This is a genomic window from Nostoc sp. (assembly GCF_036916575.1).
In the GTDB taxonomy this organism is placed as follows: Bacteria; Cyanobacteriota; Cyanobacteriia; order Cyanobacteriales; family Nostocaceae; genus Nostoc.
Genome location: NZ_JBALGC010000119.1, coordinates 1 through 17,016 on the forward strand (window position 1 = coordinate 1; position 17,016 = coordinate 17,016).

At 42.6% G+C, this 17,016-nt stretch carries 15 protein-coding genes; 7 read left to right on the plus strand and 8 right to left on the minus strand.

Going from position 1 to position 17,016, the window contains the following annotated elements:
* Positions 1-417 precede the first annotated feature (417 nt).
* The 3 genes from V7L29_RS26665 (at position 418) to V7L29_RS26675 (ending at position 7,081) form a co-directional block, all read left to right on the plus strand.
* Positions 418-3,072 carry a TonB-dependent siderophore receptor gene (locus tag V7L29_RS26665; RefSeq protein ID WP_334737335.1) on the plus strand — a complete coding sequence of 885 codons (2,655 nt, stop codon included), beginning with the start codon at positions 418-420 and terminating at the stop codon, positions 3,070-3,072.
* 63 nt (positions 3,073-3,135) lie between these two features.
* Positions 3,136-4,290 carry a PepSY-associated TM helix domain-containing protein gene (locus tag V7L29_RS26670; protein WP_334737336.1) on the plus strand — a complete coding sequence of 385 codons (1,155 nt, stop codon included), beginning with the start codon at positions 3,136-3,138 and terminating at the stop codon, positions 4,288-4,290.
* 187 nt (positions 4,291-4,477) lie between these two features.
* Positions 4,478-7,081, plus strand: coding sequence for a TonB-dependent receptor (locus V7L29_RS26675; protein WP_334737337.1), 2,604 nt, complete (start codon positions 4,478-4,480; stop codon positions 7,079-7,081).
* A gap of 47 nt (positions 7,082-7,128) precedes the next feature.
* Here V7L29_RS26675 and V7L29_RS26680 read toward each other — a convergent pair whose 3' ends face one another.
* The 4 genes from V7L29_RS26680 to V7L29_RS26695 all read right to left on the minus strand — a co-directional run bounded on the left by V7L29_RS26680 (position 7,129) and on the right by V7L29_RS26695 (position 9,573).
* A complete protein-coding gene (locus V7L29_RS26680) occupies positions 7,129-7,737 on the minus strand; it encodes a HEAT repeat domain-containing protein (protein WP_334690181.1) in 609 nt (202 codons plus the stop codon).
* A gap of 173 nt (positions 7,738-7,910) precedes the next feature.
* Positions 7,911-8,405 (minus strand): bleomycin hydrolase, encoded by a 495-nt coding sequence (locus V7L29_RS26685; RefSeq protein WP_334690180.1) that lies wholly within the window; start codon positions 8,403-8,405, stop codon positions 7,911-7,913.
* A 78-nt stretch (positions 8,406-8,483) separates the two neighbouring features.
* Complete coding sequence (locus V7L29_RS26690; protein ID WP_334690179.1) at positions 8,484-9,041, minus strand: bleomycin hydrolase; 558 nt, start codon at positions 9,039-9,041, stop codon at positions 8,484-8,486.
* A gap of 364 nt (positions 9,042-9,405) precedes the next feature.
* Positions 9,406-9,573 (minus strand): NblA/ycf18 family protein, encoded by a 168-nt coding sequence (locus tag V7L29_RS26695; RefSeq protein ID WP_300420291.1) that lies wholly within the window; start codon positions 9,571-9,573, stop codon positions 9,406-9,408.
* 324 nt (positions 9,574-9,897) lie between these two features.
* Between V7L29_RS26695 and V7L29_RS26700 the strand changes: the two genes are divergently transcribed.
* From V7L29_RS26700 to V7L29_RS26710, 3 genes are all read left to right on the plus strand, one after another.
* The gene (locus tag V7L29_RS26700; RefSeq protein WP_334737343.1) at positions 9,898-10,515 is read left to right on the plus strand and encodes a phycobiliprotein lyase; all 618 of its coding nucleotides are present in this window, start codon (positions 9,898-9,900) and stop codon (positions 10,513-10,515) included.
* Positions 10,512-11,057 carry a hypothetical protein gene (locus V7L29_RS26705; protein WP_334737338.1) on the plus strand — a complete coding sequence of 182 codons (546 nt, stop codon included), beginning with the start codon at positions 10,512-10,514 and terminating at the stop codon, positions 11,055-11,057. Before V7L29_RS26700 ends, V7L29_RS26705 begins: the two co-directional genes overlap by 4 nt.
* 358 nt (positions 11,058-11,415) lie before the next feature.
* A complete protein-coding gene (locus tag V7L29_RS26710; RefSeq protein WP_334690177.1) occupies positions 11,416-12,183 on the plus strand; it encodes a phycobilisome rod-core linker polypeptide in 768 nt (255 codons plus the stop codon).
* Positions 12,184-12,325: 142 nt separating this feature from the next.
* Here V7L29_RS26710 and V7L29_RS26715 read toward each other — a convergent pair whose 3' ends face one another.
* The 3 genes from V7L29_RS26715 to V7L29_RS26725 form a co-directional block, all read right to left on the minus strand.
* Positions 12,326-13,285, minus strand: a complete 960-nt coding sequence (locus tag V7L29_RS26715; RefSeq protein ID WP_334690209.1) for an RluA family pseudouridine synthase — start codon at positions 13,283-13,285, stop codon at positions 12,326-12,328.
* A gap of 235 nt (positions 13,286-13,520) precedes the next feature.
* Entirely contained in the window at positions 13,521-13,868 is a 348-nt protein-coding gene (locus V7L29_RS26720; RefSeq protein WP_334737339.1) for a DUF952 domain-containing protein, read from the minus strand.
* Complete coding sequence (locus V7L29_RS26725; protein WP_334737340.1) at positions 13,865-14,302, minus strand: KGK domain-containing protein; 438 nt, start codon at positions 14,300-14,302, stop codon at positions 13,865-13,867. Before V7L29_RS26725 ends, V7L29_RS26720 begins: the two co-directional genes overlap by 4 nt.
* A gap of 330 nt (positions 14,303-14,632) precedes the next feature.
* On the opposite strand from V7L29_RS26725, the gene V7L29_RS26730 reads away from it, so the two are divergent.
* Positions 14,633-15,166, plus strand: a complete 534-nt coding sequence (locus V7L29_RS26730) for a DUF4352 domain-containing protein (protein ID WP_334737341.1) — start codon at positions 14,633-14,635, stop codon at positions 15,164-15,166.
* Between the two features lie 89 nt (positions 15,167-15,255).
* Here V7L29_RS26730 and V7L29_RS26735 read toward each other — a convergent pair whose 3' ends face one another.
* Positions 15,256-16,770 carry a thioredoxin-like domain-containing protein gene (locus V7L29_RS26735; RefSeq protein ID WP_334737342.1) on the minus strand — a complete coding sequence of 505 codons (1,515 nt, stop codon included), beginning with the start codon at positions 16,768-16,770 and terminating at the stop codon, positions 15,256-15,258.
* Positions 16,771-17,016: the final 246 nt, after the last annotated feature.

The following is a 17,016-nucleotide window of genomic DNA, read 5'->3' on the forward strand; positions in this document are numbered from 1 at the left end:
GGTCGTTTCTTTCATCAGCCTTTTACAACGTGAAAGTTAATCTGGTTGAGCATTATACCTTTTTTTGTCTTTTACTTTTGTTTAAGTCCCGTTAACTTAGTCCATCAATTGACTGAAATCACTGTATTTTAATTAAAAACCTATTAAGTAAGTTGCCACAATAAAATCAAGCTATGTGAAGAAAAGTAAACAAAGCTAAAACCTTTTGCCTCCCGCCTTATCCCAACGGTAATTATTTACGCTGACCGACTTATCTATAAATTCTCCTTGTTAAAAAAGCTGACAATTATTTGCAATTGATTACTCATTCCCTGTAATATTTATTCTCAAGTAGCTGATTATTAATCTCAGGAACTAACAGCTATTTGCTGCAATTTAGAGAGAGTGGTAAGTGGAGAGTAAGTGTAGGGGTAGCAAATGGTATTAAAGCAGATATTGAAGATTGTTTTGCTTACAAGCTCTGTTTGGTTATGCATTGCGACAAGCGTAACAGCTACTGAAGTAAATAAACAAGTACAAGCTAAATTTGTTGTATCAGTATTACCCAATAAGAGAACGATTAGAGAGATTCCACGACTCAGTGAAGTAGAACGAAAGACCACCAGCGCCCAGCAACTAGTACAGTCGCCAGCACCGCAAACAGTACCCGTGCCAGAAATTGTACAAGTGACAGCAGTTAAAGCAAATCCTACTTCTAAAGGCTTGGAGGTAATTCTACAGACTAACAAAGGACAACAGTTACAATTGCTCAATCGTTCATCTGGCAATAGTTTTATCACTGATATTCCCAATGCACAACTGCGCCTGCCTAGTGGGGATGCATTCACATTTCGCTCGGATAAGCCAATAGTGGGTGTGACACAGATAACGGTAACTAACTTTGATGCCCAGACTATCCGAGTAACAGTCACAGGGGAAACTCTCGTGCCAGTTGTCGAGTTGTTTGATAGTCCAGACGAAGGTGTAATCTTCAGTGTGGCTAGTACTACACTAAGGGCGCAACAGCAGCCCCAAACAACACAACAACCCCAAATACAGCAGCCTGAAGCTCAGACACAGCCAAGTCAACCATCAGCTTCAGGTGATGAGCCAATTGAGTTAGTGGTGACAGGCGAGCAAGACGGATATCGGGTGACAGATGGATCAACTGCGACCAAAACTGATACGCCCCTACGTGATATCCCCGCTTCTATTCAGGTCATCCCACGCCAAGTGATTGAAGATCAGGGAGCTACCAGCATTCGAGAGGTGGTGCGAAACGTCAGCGGGGTCAATTTTTCCACTGCATCGGGGAATCGTTCAGAAGATTTTAATGTGCGTGGTTTTACAGCAACGCAATTTCGGAACGGCTTTCGCGAAGACTTTTACTCAACTCGAACCCAAACCGATCTTGCCAACATTGAGCGGATTGAAGTGCTAAAAGGTCCGGCTTCTGTCTTGTTCGGACAGGCAGATCCCGCTGGAATTATCAACTTTGTCACCAAGCAGCCGTTGCTCAATCCTTACTACAACGTCAGCTTCACAGCGGGCAACTATAGCTTCTACCGTCCTACTATCGATTTTTCCGGTCCGTTGACAGCCGATAAAAAATTGGCGTACCGCCTGAATGCTGCTTATGAAAGTGCTGGTAGCTTTCGTGATTTCGTGGACACGGAAAGATTCATTATTGCCCCTACCCTTGCCTGGCAAATTAGTCCTGATACAAAACTGACCGCAGAAGTTAGTTACATACACGATTCACGACCGATTGATCGCGGTCTGGTTGTCCTCAGCAACAATCGTGTGGCAGACATTCCCATCAGTCGCTTACTCGGTGCTGCGGGTGATGGGGATTTTGCCGAAACCAGGACAACGTTGTACCTGGATCATCGCTTCAGTTCCAACCTTTCTCTACGGTCTGCCTTCCGCTACACCAGTTCTAGCGAAGAGCAACGGAAGAATAACGTGGCAACGTTTGCAGGACCGTTAGAAGATGACCGCTTTCTTTCGATTGGTGATGCTCGGGGGGCGCAACACTTTGAAACTTATACGTTTCAAAACGATCTGACTGCCAAATTCAATACAGGTTCGATTCAGCACACCGTTTTATTTGGTTTAGAATTTGCCCGACAGTTTGACTCCTACTCATATATCGGCCGAGATGCAGGAACGATCAACATTTTCAATCCCGACTACAACTTTACGTTTGGTGCCTTTGACCCGTTGCCTAATCAAGGAAAAGATCAGGTCACATCATTTGGAGTTTACTTACAGGACCAAATCACCTTACTTGACAATCTCAAACTAGTTCTGGGCGGTCGGTTTGATACTTACAACGACGACTCGGCAAGCAATGGTCAACCCACCGAAACCGATGCTGACGCATTTTCCCCGCGCGTGGGCATCGTCTATCAACCGATTCCAGAAATTTCGCTGTATGCCAGCTATACACGCTCATTCACTCCGGTCTCTGGAAGAAGTTTGAGCGGGGACTCTTTTGATCCTCAACGCGGTACTGGCTACGAGGTGGGAGTTAAAGGAGAACTGGCGAATGGTCGTCTCTCCTCAACGCTGGCGTTTTATGACATCACGTTGAGCAATATCCTGACCACCGATCCTGCCAATCCCGATTTTTCGATTCAAGTCGGAGAACAGCGCAGTCAAGGCATTGACTTTGATATTGCAGGTGAAATTCTGCGCGGATGGAAGATCATCGCCTCCTATGCCTACACCGATGCCAAAATCACTGAGGATAACACCTTTGCAGTTGGCAACCGCCTTAACAATGTTCCTTATAACACTGCCAGCCTTTGGACTACTTACTCCCTCCAGAATGGTTCTTTGAAAGGGCTGGGTATTGGTGGGGGTGTATTTTTTGTCGATGCACGAGCGGGCGATCTAGACAACTCCTTTGAAGTGTCAAGCTATGCCCGTGTTGATGCGGCTCTCTACTACACCGCTGACAAATTCAGAGCCGCAATCAATTTCAAGAATTTATTTGACACCACGTATTACGAAGGCGTACAGAATAGATTCCAAGTCTATCCTGGTGCGCCCTTTACAGTGCAGGGAACGATTTCTTGGCAGTTCTAACCCCATTCTCCACGGCTGACTCCCCTCTGGCTTGGCAAACAAAAATATTTTAAGGAACCTGATATGAACTCTAAAAAACTACGCGACTTGGTATTTACCTTACATCGCTACATCGGTTTAGCGGTGGGACTGATTACAATTATTGTCGGTTTAACCGGTACTTTATTAGTCTTCCACTCCGAAATTAGCAACTTTGATCAGCAGCGCCGAATTGGCACAATTACTCCTCAAGGTGAACCACTCCCTGTTGAAGTTGTTCTTAACACTGTCAAAAAAACCTATGCCGATCAACCAGACGCACCAGTGCAAAGGATTTACCTGCCTTCAAAGCCAAATGAGCCGATGAATGTTATTCTCAAAACCAAACAAAACGAATGGACAGAAAACTACGTTAACCCTTATACAGGAAAGATTCTCGACAATAATTTAAAGCCAACCTTCATCCAAAAGTTTTATGATATTGTCTACCCACTCCACTATGAGCTTTTAGGCGGTAATATTGGCAATAAGTTTGTGGGCATTATTGGTTTACTGATGTCGTTTATGAGTATTACAGGTATTATCCTTTGGCCTGGTTGGCGCAAGTTAATATCTGGCTTTAAAATCAAGTGGAATGCCCATGTCAAGCGAGTGAACTTTGATGTTCACAAAGTAGCTGGTGTGATTGCAGCAATATTTCTGATATTTACATTTTTCACGGGATTTTGCTGGAACTTCTCTGATGTAGCCAACCCAGTAATCTACGCACTCACCTTCTCCAAGCAGCAACCAGATCCTGTTTCTGTTGTTGTTGCTGGTAAGTCTCCACTCGGACTAAAAGAACAATTAAAAACGGCTCAAACTGCTTTACCGAATGGAACACTCAGGAGGATTTATTTTCCAACTAAACCAGAAGAAGCTTTAAATGTTGCCTTTAAACTTCCCCACGAAACTGACGACTATGGTCAAAGCAGTGTTTATCTTGACCAATACAGTGGTAAGGTTTTGCGAGTCGATAATTCTTTGAAACAGTCATTGGGCGATCGCATCCTCAATTCTTTTAGTCCTTTACACTATGGTACATTTGGTGGCTGGCCTACTCGCATTTTCTACCTATTTGTTGGACTTGCACCGTTAATCTTATCTGTTACTGGCTTTGTGATGTGGTGGTATCGCTACAAGGGAAAAAATCGCTCCTCGCAGACTACAGAAACGATTAAGTTGATAGCAAAAAATTGATTGTAAATCTGTATTTGACTTATGTATAAATTATCAATGTCGATACAATGCTGAAAATTTGCTAAAAAAGTCCGGCTGCAAGAAGGCGCACTTATTAACATTAACTCCATTTGAGGTAAGATTCTTGATAATAATTGTCGATTGAGTGAATTTTTCTCAAATTCTTTAACGCAAGGTGTGTGGAGTGATGACAAATAAATTGCAACAAGTGGTGTTGATGGTAAGCACCCTATTTCTATTGGGTATTGCGCCTGGGTTGGCACAAACGCAAGCGCAAAAATTTGATCTCGCTAATATCCCTAGTATCCGCGAAATCAAACTTCCGCTCACTAGCGCCGAAATGTTAGTACAGTCTCCAATATCAGAAGTTGTACAAGTTACTCAAGTTCAGGCAAATCCCACTGGCAAAGGTGTGGATATTATTTTACAGACATTACTTGGTCAACAATTACAACTTGTAAATCGTAGTGCTGGTAATAGCTTCATTGTTGATGTTCCCAATGCTCAACTGCGCCTACCGTCGGGCGAAGCATTTACATTCCGCTCGGATAAGCCAATTGCAGGTGTTACCGAGATCACCGTCACAAACTTCGATGCTAAGACTATCCGGGTGAGTGTGACAGGTGAAAAAAGTATACCGACTGTAGAGTTGTATGACAGTGCTAACGAGGGTATTATCTTCAGTGTTGCGAGTACTGCACCAAGAGGGCAACAGGTGCAACCCCAAACACAACAGCCGCCAAGTCAGACACAACCAAGTCAACCATCAGCACAGGGTGATCAGCCAATTGAGTTAGTAGTGACAGGTGAGCAGGATAGCTATAATGCATCTAATGCGACAACAGCTACGAGAACCGATACTCCTCTACGCGACATTCCCCAGTCGATTCAGGTAGTACCGCAACAGGTACTCAAAGACCAGCAAACTTTCCGCCTCACGGATGCTCTGCGAAATGTATCTGGAGTTCAATCAGGAAGCTCGTTTGGAGGCACACGGGACGTTTTTTCCATTCGAGGTTTTGGGGGCGTTATTTTCAAAGATGGCTTCAGGCAGAATGGTGATCGAACAATAATCAATGAAACTGCCAATCTGGAGAGAATTGAGGTACTAAAGGGACCTGCCTCGGTACTGTTTGGCACCGTCGAACCAGGTGGTATTATTAACTTGGTGACGAAGCAACCTTTATTAGAACCTTTTTATTCGGTAGAACTGCAAGCAGGAAGCTTTGGTCTGGTTCGACCCAGTATTGATTTTTCAGGTCCGTTGAATCGCGATCGCACGTTGCTCTATCGATTGAATGCCGTTTATGAAAGTAATGGGAACTTTCGCGACTTTGACCAAGGCGTTTATCGGTTTTTTGTCTCGCCTGTGGTGACTTGGAAGATTAGCGATCGCACCGATTTGACCTTTGAATTTTCCTATTTAGATGATACGCGACCGTTCGACATTACAGGAATCCCACCAATTGGTAGAAAAATTGCAGACATTCCGTATAGTCGTGTTGTGGATGAGCCAGACAATATCTCTTTCAGGAATGAGTTGAGCGCCAGTTATCGACTAGAACATCGCTTTAGCGAAAATTGGACACTTCGCAATGCTTTCCGCTTTTCTTCGAGCGATCAGAGGTTTATTGGAGCAAGGTATAGCACTCTTGATGAAACGACTGGCAACTTGAGCAGGAGTTGGAGCGATAATAAAGGAACTAATCAAAGCTATAGTCTCCAAACCAACTTGATTGGTAAGTTTGCCACAGGCTCAGTCAAACACACCCTCTTATTCGGTGTCGATCTCAATCGCGATATTAACGACCTACATAACTACTTTGCATTTGGTGGTGCCCCCGGCATTAATATTTTCAACCCAGTTTACCGTGTCACCCCAAGACCTAGACGAGAGGATCTTCCATTTAACGTTACCTTCAATAATAGTCTAGACTATCTAGGTATTTATCTGCAAGATCAGGTTGCCCTAGCTGATAATTTGAAACTATTATTGGGTGGGCGCTTCGACATTGTAGATCAAGGAAGCAGCTTTACAAACAGTGCAGGGGCTAACACTAATACCCAGGTACAGGCCAATGCTTTCACACCGAGAATTGGCATTGTCTACCAACCCGTACCCCCACTGTCACTCTATGCCAGTTATAGCCAATCGTTTGCTCCAAATACTGCCACAACAGTCAGTGGTTCAATCTTGGAGCCGGAGCGCGGCACTCAGTATGAGGTGGGGATTAGAGGAGAATTTTTTAACAGCAGACTCTCGGCCAATTTAGCTGCCTATGACATAACCAAGACTAATGTTGCCACAACCGATCCAAATAATACAGACTATAGCATTGCGGTTGGAGAACAAGGAAGTCAGGGTATTGAATTGGATGTTGCTGGAGAAATTCTTCCGGGCTGGAATATTATTGCCAACTACGGCTATACAGATGCCAAAGTCACAAAAGACAATAGTCCCCTACAAGGAAATCGATTTGAAGATGTGCCCTATAATGGGGCAAGTCTGTGGACAACCTATCAAATCCAGCGGGGTGATTTGCAGGGGTTAGGCTTTGGCTTGGGGTTATTTTACGTTGGTGAAAGGGAAGGCGACTTAGAGAACACCTATGAATTAAGCAGCTATCTGCGTACCGATGCCAGCATCTTTTATAAGAGAAATAACTGGCGGGCGGGAATTAACTTCAAAAATATTTTTGATGTGAATTACATTGAGGGTACCTACAGCAGACAACAAATTACTCCTGGTGCTCCTTTTGCTGTTCTGGGGACATTTTCAATTGAATTTTGATTTTTCTGACTACGATTGATCAAGGTACTTATATTTAAGAGCGATCGCTACCCTCTGTTGTAATTAATCACCTGATCTAATCGCGGCAAAGCACTTACTGCTGACTCTCGAACATATGGATCGACAGATTCATTATTTGTCAATGCCCTTAGCACTTCCACTCCCCGGATATCACCCATAGAACCGAGTGCATTGACGATCGCCACAGCCACCGCAACATTATCCGTTGTTTTCAGAGCTTCAGTTAAAATTTCAAAGGCAGGGGAACCAATCTCACCCAGAGCCATTACAGATGCAATATAAACAACACCATTTGGATCATTAAGGGCTGTTTTTAATGCCTGTAAGCCCACATCGGGGAAGGGTACGTCTGGATGGTTGGCCGCGACTTGTGCTAGGGCTTTGGCACAACTGCCCCGAATAGTTCCATCATCGCTGTTCAGCAATGACTCTACTAGTGACGGTACAGCATCTATACCAATGGCACCCAATGCCTTTACGGCAGCTCGACGGTAGGTCACATCTTCTTCATCCAAAATACTCATCAGCCGAGGAATAGTATTTTCATCACGAACATCAGCCAGTTCCCACATGGCTCGTTCCCGCAGATTGGGGTTGGGGTGTTTCAATTGTTCAAATAAAGAATCTATTGTCATAAGAGAAAATTTCGCTGTTTAAATTTCTTAACTTCAAGATAGAGATAAATGATAAATATTAATCACAACTGAGGGACTCCAAGCCGATTACTCAACCTAATTTAGGCAAAGCAACAGACTGAGAGTCCCTAGTTCTAGAGTATGACAATCGCTCGTCTAGTCAATCCGTGTGATTATGACAGGGAGTTGATTACATAGTCGAGGAGATTGCGGAACTCAACCAACGCTTGAGGAGACAAATCACGAGGAGCGCAAGCGCGATCGCGGGTGTAAGTCATTGCGGTAACGTAGGGAGCAGTAGGCAGATTCAAAGAGCGATACACTTCACGAGCACCTGCAATACCCCACTCATCCAAAGGACCAGTACCACCTACAACTAAGCTGTAGTTGATTAGGCGCAGGTAGTGCTTGATGTCGCGCAGGCACTTGTCTTTCTTACCTTGGGTATCGCCAGCTTCACCGTCTTGGTTCAAGTAAGGATACTTCTTGAAGGCAGCATCATAACCTTCTTTAGCTACAGCATCGATCCCAGAAGCCAGCTTTTCAGCAGCTTCTAGACGAGCGTTAGCACGTTGAATGCTACCTTGGACGGATTCTAAATCAGAGGTGCTTGGGAAACGACCTGCTGCATCAGCAGATGTAATAACCGTGGTAATAACTGATTTCATTACTTTTTATACTCCAGATGGGATTTGATCGGGTTTGAATTTCAGTTCGTTTGGCTAATAGCCGTTAGCCATGAGCTATTAGCTCAGAGCAGAAATAATGCGATCAAAGTAGCTAGCAGCTTCAGCAGCTAGAGCAGAGCAGTCGCCTTGAATTACTTCTTGCTTGCGGAACCTTTTACCAGCGTTAGCTTCAGTGTTGGTGTTGGTGATGTGAGCGACGCTGATAGCCTTCAAAAGCTGTACAGCACGTACAGAAGAGCCGGTGGGGACGCCCAAAGCTGTATAGGTTTCTTTCAGCCCATTCAGAGCACGATCATCCAATACAGAAGAATCACCAGCCAATAGCGCATAGGTTACATAGCGCAGCATGATTTCGGCATCACGTAGGCAAGCAGCATGGCGACGAGTTGGGTACAGGTTACCACCAGCTTGAATTAAACCTTGGTTTTCACAGGCAATCCCAGCAATTGCATCAGAAACCGCACAGCTAGAGTTGCTAGCGATCGCATTCACAGCATCAAGGCGCTTGTTGCCATCAGCAATGAAAGACTTAAGGGCTGCTAATTCAGCACCACCGATAGCAGCGGTTTTGGCATCTGCCGTAATTACAGCTTTGGAAAAAGCATCAAGAACCATGAGTTCTCCTTAATATTCACAAATGGCGGATATTATTTTTGGCGTGTTCTCGATCAGATTAACTGTGAGTAGCCAAACAAAAACATAGGGGATTAATAGTACCGTAGTCTTTACTATGAGAGACAAAGTAATAATCTGTAATATTTCGTCTTGGGCATGGGGATCAGAGAATAAGCAGGGGAGCAGGGAGCAGGGGGAAAGAGGTAATTTTAATTCTCACGCTTGCACCCAGCAAGAACTGCCCCTCTACCTCTTCCAATGCCCCATACGCAATACCCAATGCTCAAAAAATTAAGACTTACGCATTTCACTGCAACTCTGCCACTGCGTAAGTCTTAAGGAAAAAATATTGTTTTTTACTAGATTAAGCTTGTTTTAGCAGATGTTTGACCAAATTATCTTTCACCATCATCTGCCGTAAAACTTCTAACAAAAATTCTTGAGCCTCTTGTTGGCTCAAATTTTTTACCTGGTCTTTCAAATTTTGTAAGCGAAACTGTTGCTCTAAGGTTAATTCGACTGGTAAGTCCATGAGCGACTCCTCTGATTGACTGAATCGAAGGGTATTTGTTGTTACTGCTAGTGTGAACGCGTAGGCGTAGCCCATCGTAAACATCGCTTTCCAGTATTTTAGCACGTAGATATTAAATAGTCCACATTGTCAAGCTATATGATATCATCATAATAAAAATTTACAAGTGTTGAAAAACACATCTGCCTTTCCCTTTGTAGGGAGTTTATTGAAGCTGACCGCTAATGGCTGTAATGTTTAGAATGTTTATATACCAATAACTCTAAAAAGAAAGAACCCGTAAAATATCATCCGCAGGAGTAATAAGTAGGAGTCACAAGATTGATAGACGCAATGGAATTTTTTCAGCTAAGTGCTGGTAAGTGGCGATCGCAACGTGCAACTCATCATTTGGCCTTCAAGCGCTCAGAGACGGGAGAATCGGATATACAGGTAGAAACTCTGGATGCCGATCATCCAGAAATCATAGAACTGTGCCAGTATCATCAGATTGACCCCAGCCTTTCAGTAGGAGGGTCGCGTGTACGTTGGCTAGGCACAATGGCTTGGGATAGAGAGGATGAGGAGAACCATCAGGGGAAAACTATATTTGCGATCGTGCCTGATGGCGATAACCCAAGGGTTGGCAAATTACTCCGCGAAAGAGGCTATGCCGAAATTATGCCTGTAGTCGGTCTTTTTCACATGGATGATGAAGATGGACTAGTGTTGACAACCGAATACGAAACAATGAGTTCGATTGAGCGATTCTGGTTCGCCAGCCCAAATATGCGACTGCGAACCAGTACAGTAAAACGATTTGGCGGCTTCAGCACAGCATCATTTTGTACCGAAACCCGTATTGAAACTTCTGTTGAGCTTTCCACTACAGAAGAAGTAACAGAAAGACTTGGGCAGGATGTTCTAGAAAAAAGACAATTTTATTCAGTTTTGGGCTGGTGAATTATCTCAAGCACAGCGATGCTTTTACTCGTGGTGCAGATTATCTGCATCTGGTACAGGGACTTGCCTTAGAACCGGGTATGGTGGATGTGTTTGATAACTTGCGCGATCGCATCCCCATTTGCACCTGGATCGGTGAGAATATTAACACCGTTAATACTCAGATCAACGCCTATCTAGAAGTTTGTCATCAGTGCTTTCATCCCCAAGAGCGTCGCCAGATCGAAATTTTTGCAGTACCTATAGCTCAATCCTTCGGCATAGATGGGCTGTGCAACATTTTTACAAACCCAATCACGATTTTGGTAGATGTCGGTCGAATTGCACCTAAAGACTGGTTTGGCGTAATCGTCCATGAATACGCCCATGCCCATTTAGGAGACTTTGGTCACAATCAGCAGTTTGCTAGCATCCTATCTCATCTATGTTTAGGACTGGGATTGGAATCACCCCACTGGGAAGCAGGGATGGAAGCAACTTTGCGTAGTTGGCCTTACTGTAAGTCAACCATAGATCCCCTGGAATTTTGGATAGGTCGCTGAAGGAAGCAGGGGGCAGGAAAGCAGGGGGAAATAACCAATGCCCCATGCCCCATTAATTTCTTTTGCTAAATGTTAAAAATTATTGCTCCAGTTTACAAAGGTGAAACTGAATCTTCTAATCTGAAATATGTGAACAAAGTTTTTAGTAATTTACGTAGTCATTAAGCTGGAAGTCTCACTGCCTTTATTGATTAGCTATGGATTTAATCCAGCAAGCTAATCGTTTTGATCACAATACTTAAACTCTCCTTAGTTAAGTTTCGTGAAATTTTATCAGAATTTGAGGTTCTGATCCAACTACTCCCTTAATATATGATTTAAAGTTGTTAACTTTAATTAAGAACATGGAGGCCTTAGAGTGGCAATTCCTCTGTTAGAATATGACCCTTCAAGCCAAAACCAGCGTGTAGCTGCATATGAAGTACCGGGTGATGAACAGCCCAGGATTTTTACTACAGACAATATACTGTCCCCGTCAGATTTAGGTGATCTGATCGAAGCAGCGTATCGTCAACTTTTCTTTTATGCCTTTGCTGCTGATCGCGAAACATATTTAGAATCCCAACTCCGTAATGGACAAATTACAGTACGGGACTTTATTCGTGGGTTGGTGCTTTCCAATACCTTTAAGAAAAGCTTCTACGACCTCAACAATAATTATCGCTTTGTTGAGCAAGTAATCCAGCGGGTTCTAGGACGCGATCCATACAACGAACGGGAAAAAATTGCCTGGTCAATTGTAGTCGCTACCAAGGGTATTAGAGGCTTTATTGATGAAGTGCTCAATACTGAAGAGTACCTGAGCAATTTTGGATACTCCACAGTGCCTTATCAGCGGCGTCGGATACTCCCATCTCAATCTGAGGGTGAGTTGCCTTTCAACATCAAATCTCCACGATACGAAGATTACCACCGTGCCAAACTGGGTTTCCCCCAAATCATTTGGCAGGTAGAAGTACGCAGATTCCTTCCACAAGAGCAAAAGCCCAAGGCTGGCGATCCAGCTTTATTCTTGGCTTTGGCACAAAGTATCAATGCAACTGGCAACGTTCCACAAAGGCTCTCGCCATACAACATCGATATCGAAAAGTCTGTACCTTATCGCCAGTTACCTGGAATTAAATAACGATTTTTGGTCGGCAGCTAGCTAATACATCAATTTGACCATTTTATAGCGTGCATAAGTCTTGGGTTATGTAGGAGTTTCATTTAGATATAACTAGTGAAACAGACTCTATCCCATGTCTAATGCACGCTAATCGTTAGTTTTACAGGGCAATCCGTCTTTTTAACATCTCCACAAGTTTTGTAAAGTGGATGGGAGGAGTAGCTGTCACCTCAATCAACTCCGCAGATAGGGGATGCTGCAATTTTAGTCGCCAAGCGTGCAGTGCTTGACCGGGCAAATTTACCCCCACTGAATGACCAGAACTATAAACTGAATCGCCGACAATTGGATGACCCATTTTGGTGCTGTGGACGCGAATTTGATGGGTGCGTCCAGTTTCTAATTGAAAGTGGATTAAGGTGAAGTTACCAAGGCGTTCTAGTACTCGCCAATGAGTGACGGCGACTCGTCCGCCTTGTTCAACGGCTATAATTGCCATTTTCTTGCGGTCTTGGGGATGGCGACCAATTGGCAAGTCTATAGTACCACTTTCAGTTTTTGGCGCACCGTAAACCACGCCCAAGTATTCTCGCCGTGCAGTTTTTGCTTTGAGTTGTGCTTGTAGGTGATGATGGGCAATATCTGTTTTAGCGATCGCGATCGCCCCCGTTGTATCCTTATCCAATCGATGGACGATTCCCGGACGTTGGATTCCCCCAATTCCTGGTAAATTGGGACAGTGTGCCAACAAGGCATTTACCAAAGTGCCATCTGGATGACCGGGTGCAGGATGGACAACTAAGCCTGCGGGTTTGTTAAGAATAAGTAACTGGTCGTCTTCGTAGAGGATATCTAAGGAGATATTTTCTGCTTGCAGTTCTAGAGGTTGAACTTCTGGTATATCGAGAGTAATGCGATCGCCTAGCTTGACATTGATCTTCTTAGATGTGCAAACTTTGTCGTTAAGTTGGACATTACCCTGTTCGATTAACTGTTGGATGCGGGAACGGGATAAATCTGGTAATTCTTGGGAAAGGTAACGGTCAAGGCGATCGCTTTTAGTGTTGACGCAGTGTATTGTACTCCTAAGGGGAAGTAAGCTAGGTGCAGCATTCTCCATAAGAGAAGACGAGCGGTCGCTATTTTCTTGGATTTGTAAATTAAATTCGGTCACAATTGCTCTAGATTATTAATTCCCCTTCTTTAAGTAAAGCGCGGAATGCTTTGAGTTGGGGTTATGAATTGGTGATCGCGTGTCGCTGGATCAAAATCCTGGGGGTGTGATCGCACCACATCAAACCCTTGACTTTTCATCTCTCCTCCTTCGCGTCCTTTGCGTCCTTTGGGGTTCGTTATTATAAATCTATAACTTCTTGCGGTAACTCAAATAAACCATCTTCCCCAGCTTCAAAATCAATCACCTGATATACAGCATCAATATTTAATTCCCCATAAATATGAGGAAATAATTCGCCTATTTCAGCAGGTTCATAGCGAATTTCAGCTTGTACTTGATCAGAATCAATAAAAAGTAATACCAATTCTTTTTGATTATCAAAAAATCTCTTTGCAACTTTGAGTATTTGTGTTGGTTTTGAACAATGTATAAAACCTTCACTGTCTAACGAATCAGCCCGATATCTACCAATTATTTTTGCTTCTTTCCATTGTTGGCGTTTGATAATGTGGAGGATAGTTTTCATGTTGCTTGTATCATTTTACGAATATCATCTAAAGGTGATTCGGGTTCAATAAGATTATCAGGATAAAATTCTAACACAACAGTAATGTTCAGTTTTTCAACTTCCCTGTGAGTTAAGGGAGGAATAATTTCTGTAGATACTTTTATTCTGAGTTTCCCGGCTTGCCAGTCTGTAGAACCAACTTTGAAAACCTTACAGTTTATGCCTGGGCCAGAAGATTGCCATGTGATATCTTCTACTGGAAAATTTATTTCATTTATGCCTAACTTTTGAAAACTTCCTGAAACAGTGACATTAGTATTAGCCAAGCTTGTACAAAATTTCTGTCTAAAATTTTGAGATATCAATTCTTTGAATCTGCTAACGATATACGTATCTTTATTAAATAACAAAACATCAGCATCAAAGTCTAATACTTGGCATATCTTGTTCATGTTAATCCTAGTAGTCAATCTAATTTAGCAAGTGTCAGTATGATAATTTTAACTGATCAACTATTTTAACCTGCAATTGTCAACATCAAACTAGTGAAAATACTAATATACAAGTCGTTAAAGATAATGCTCTTTTATTATTATGAAAAAATAAAATATTTGTAGGTTGGGTTGAGGAACGAAACCCAACCTACCCCTTGTTCTCAAAAATTAGAGGTAGTTAAGCTTATTAAATTTTATCATTTGTTAATATTGATCAATTTTTGGGAACTATAATAACGAACCTCTCAAAAGGGTTAAAGAGGTTTGGATATACAACCAGAGTGTAACATGAATAAATTTAAATACTTATCTATTGCAGCATTGTTACTTATCATTGCTGCCTGTACACCTCCGCAACAAGCCAAATTAGAGCCTTCATCATCTCAAGCAAATGCTGCCGATACTACTAATATTGAACCAGTTTCAAAAGCAGTTAACGGCAAAGTTAATCGCAAAGGTTGGGAAGTTAGCGCAACAGGTGTTAAATATGCAGGACAGAAAATTCAAGGAAAGTACAGTACATACGAAGCGGCTGAAGTTTGGACATTGGTTTCTGTAACTGTTAAAAATACAAGTGGCAAAAGACAACGAGAGGATGATGCATGGTTCCATATTTTTTCCTCAAAATTAGTTGACTCAAAAGGCAACAAATATGATTTGAAAGATAGGGAAATAAAATATGATGTTGATTTGTTAAGTAAACCTTTTTCTCCAGGTGAAGCTCGTTCTGTAGATTTACTGTTTGACACACCTAAAGGTATCAAGGCAGATAAATTTATAATTAAGGATGAAAATTTTGAACCTATCCTTTTCAAACTTTAACCGACAGTAGAACTATTTAATTTATTCTCTTTAAAATCTCACGCAAAAGCGTAATTAAAAACTCTACGTCTTTGCGTGATATTATCATTCTATAAATTAGGCGGAATACAAACATCTGGCGCACACAAACCAAAAAACTCTAGTGTTGTCACCTCAAGAGTATTCAAATCTACGCGACGGATGGCATGATTATTGGTATCGGCAATATATAAAAAAGAAGCGATCGCACTCAATCCCGAAGGTTCAAAAAACCGACTATTTTTACATTGGCCATCTTGTAAACCCGCAGAACCATCTCCTAAAACTGTTTGACAATTACCACTGGAACTAACTAATTTGATTTTGTGATTGTAGGTATCTGCTACCCACAGATGATTCTGAGCGTATCCCACTCCTAAACAGTGTTGTAAACGGACATCTTCACCCTGTCCATCTACATCGCCAAAACTAAATAAACCTCCACTACCGCAAACAGTTCGCACTTGGTACGGTTCTACAATTGCAACGCTACGAATTGAACTAACTTCACTGTCAGCTATATATAATTCTTTTCCATCGGTGGTGATACCACTGGGTTGAGCAAAGGCGGATTCAGTAAGAGAACCATTAATGCAAGCTTCTGCACCAGTACCAGCATAAGTTTTAATGATGCCAGTTTCTAAGTCCATTTGCCAAATTTGATGCGGCCCAGCCATTGCAATAAACAAGGTATTTCCCACTTTCACTAAATCCCAAGGAGAATTTAGCGCGGTTTCTAAACCAGCACCGCCATGAGGACGAATATTGCGGCTTTGTTCACCAGTTCCTGCAATAGTCTTCACTACTTGACGCTTCAAGTCAAGTCGCCGCAGGGTATGATTTTCTGTATCAGCAACATAAAGAATTTGATTTTCGGCATCAAATGCCATTCCCTGTGGTGCAAAAAACTGCGCTTCGTTAAAAGCACCATCAGTTAAGCCAGATTTTCCAGTACCAATTAAATGCAGAATTTCGCCGTCGAAGCTACTCATAACTAGGCGATGATGTCCAGAGTCAGCGATAAACAAACCCGCTTGGGTAGCTAGAACTTTACCAGGAAAGGCTAGGGGTGTGATTAATGGTTGGCGCTGTTTTTCTAAAGTTAAGCTGATTTCTTGGAAACTAATTGTGCCTTTGTCTTGGTGTTGCTGAATTAACTTTTGAATCAATTCATCTAAAGCGTCACGGTTTGCTTCCCCAGAAATCTGACCAATCACGTAACCTTCTGGATCAATAATGATTAACGTAGGCCAAGCACGTACAGCATATTCTTCCCAAACTCGAAAATTGCTGTCAACTAAAACCGGATGTTCAATGTCGTAGCGCAAGATAGCTTGGCGGATGTTTTCTGTTTCTTTTTCGTTATCAAATTTGGCAGAATGAATACCGATAACGGTAAGGCTATCTTTATACTTTTGTTCTAAATATTTCAGGTTTGGCAGAATATGCAAACAATTGATGCAACAATATGTCCAAAAGTCTAAAATTACGACTCTACCCTTGAATTGTGTGAGAGACAAGGGTTTATTGGTGTTAAGCCAAGAGTAGTTGTGTGGTAATTCTGGCGCTCTGACAGGGGGAATCATACTAATTTGTAATTGGTAATTAATATTATGTTCGGATAATTAGTTATGATTTCCACAGTCATTGCACCCCACACGCCAGATGCTCCACTTGGGGAAATCCCTACAGCCCTTCTCTACGAGACGCTCCGGGAACGGGCATTCTACGGCAGGCGCTAGGGCGTGTTTTCAAACTCGTTGTATCCTAAAAAAATAGGCGATCGCTATGTAGTAAAGATGAACCGAGGAGACTTAAGTAACGAACAGTGG

Coding starts and splice junctions, on each gene's coding strand:
- V7L29_RS26695 (WP_300420291.1), bottom strand. CDS start 9,573: ATGGACTTACCAGTCGAATTAACCTTAGAGCAACAGTTTCGCTTACAA.
- V7L29_RS26665 (WP_334737335.1), top strand. CDS start 418: ATGGTATTAAAGCAGATATTGAAGATTGTTTTGCTTACAAGCTCTGTT.
- V7L29_RS26690 (WP_334690179.1), bottom strand. CDS start 9,041: ATGGTTCTTGATGCTTTTTCCAAAGCTGTAATTACGGCAGATGCCAAA.
- V7L29_RS26725 (WP_334737340.1), bottom strand. CDS start 14,302: ATGAACAAGATATGCCAAGTATTAGACTTTGATGCTGATGTTTTGTTA.
- V7L29_RS26720 (WP_334737339.1), bottom strand. CDS start 13,868: ATGAAAACTATCCTCCACATTATCAAACGCCAACAATGGAAAGAAGCA.
- V7L29_RS26675 (WP_334737337.1), top strand. CDS start 4,478: ATGACAAATAAATTGCAACAAGTGGTGTTGATGGTAAGCACCCTATTT.
- V7L29_RS26715 (WP_334690209.1), bottom strand. CDS start 13,285: ATGGAGAATGCTGCACCTAGCTTACTTCCCCTTAGGAGTACAATACAC.
- V7L29_RS26670 (WP_334737336.1), top strand. CDS start 3,136: ATGAACTCTAAAAAACTACGCGACTTGGTATTTACCTTACATCGCTAC.
- V7L29_RS26685 (WP_334690180.1), bottom strand. CDS start 8,405: ATGAAATCAGTTATTACCACGGTTATTACATCTGCTGATGCAGCAGGT.
- V7L29_RS26680 (WP_334690181.1), bottom strand. CDS start 7,737: ATGACAATAGATTCTTTATTTGAACAATTGAAACACCCCAACCCCAAT.
- V7L29_RS26730 (WP_334737341.1), top strand. CDS start 14,633: ATGAATAAATTTAAATACTTATCTATTGCAGCATTGTTACTTATCATT.
- V7L29_RS26735 (WP_334737342.1), bottom strand. CDS start 16,770: ATGATTCCCCCTGTCAGAGCGCCAGAATTACCACACAACTACTCTTGG.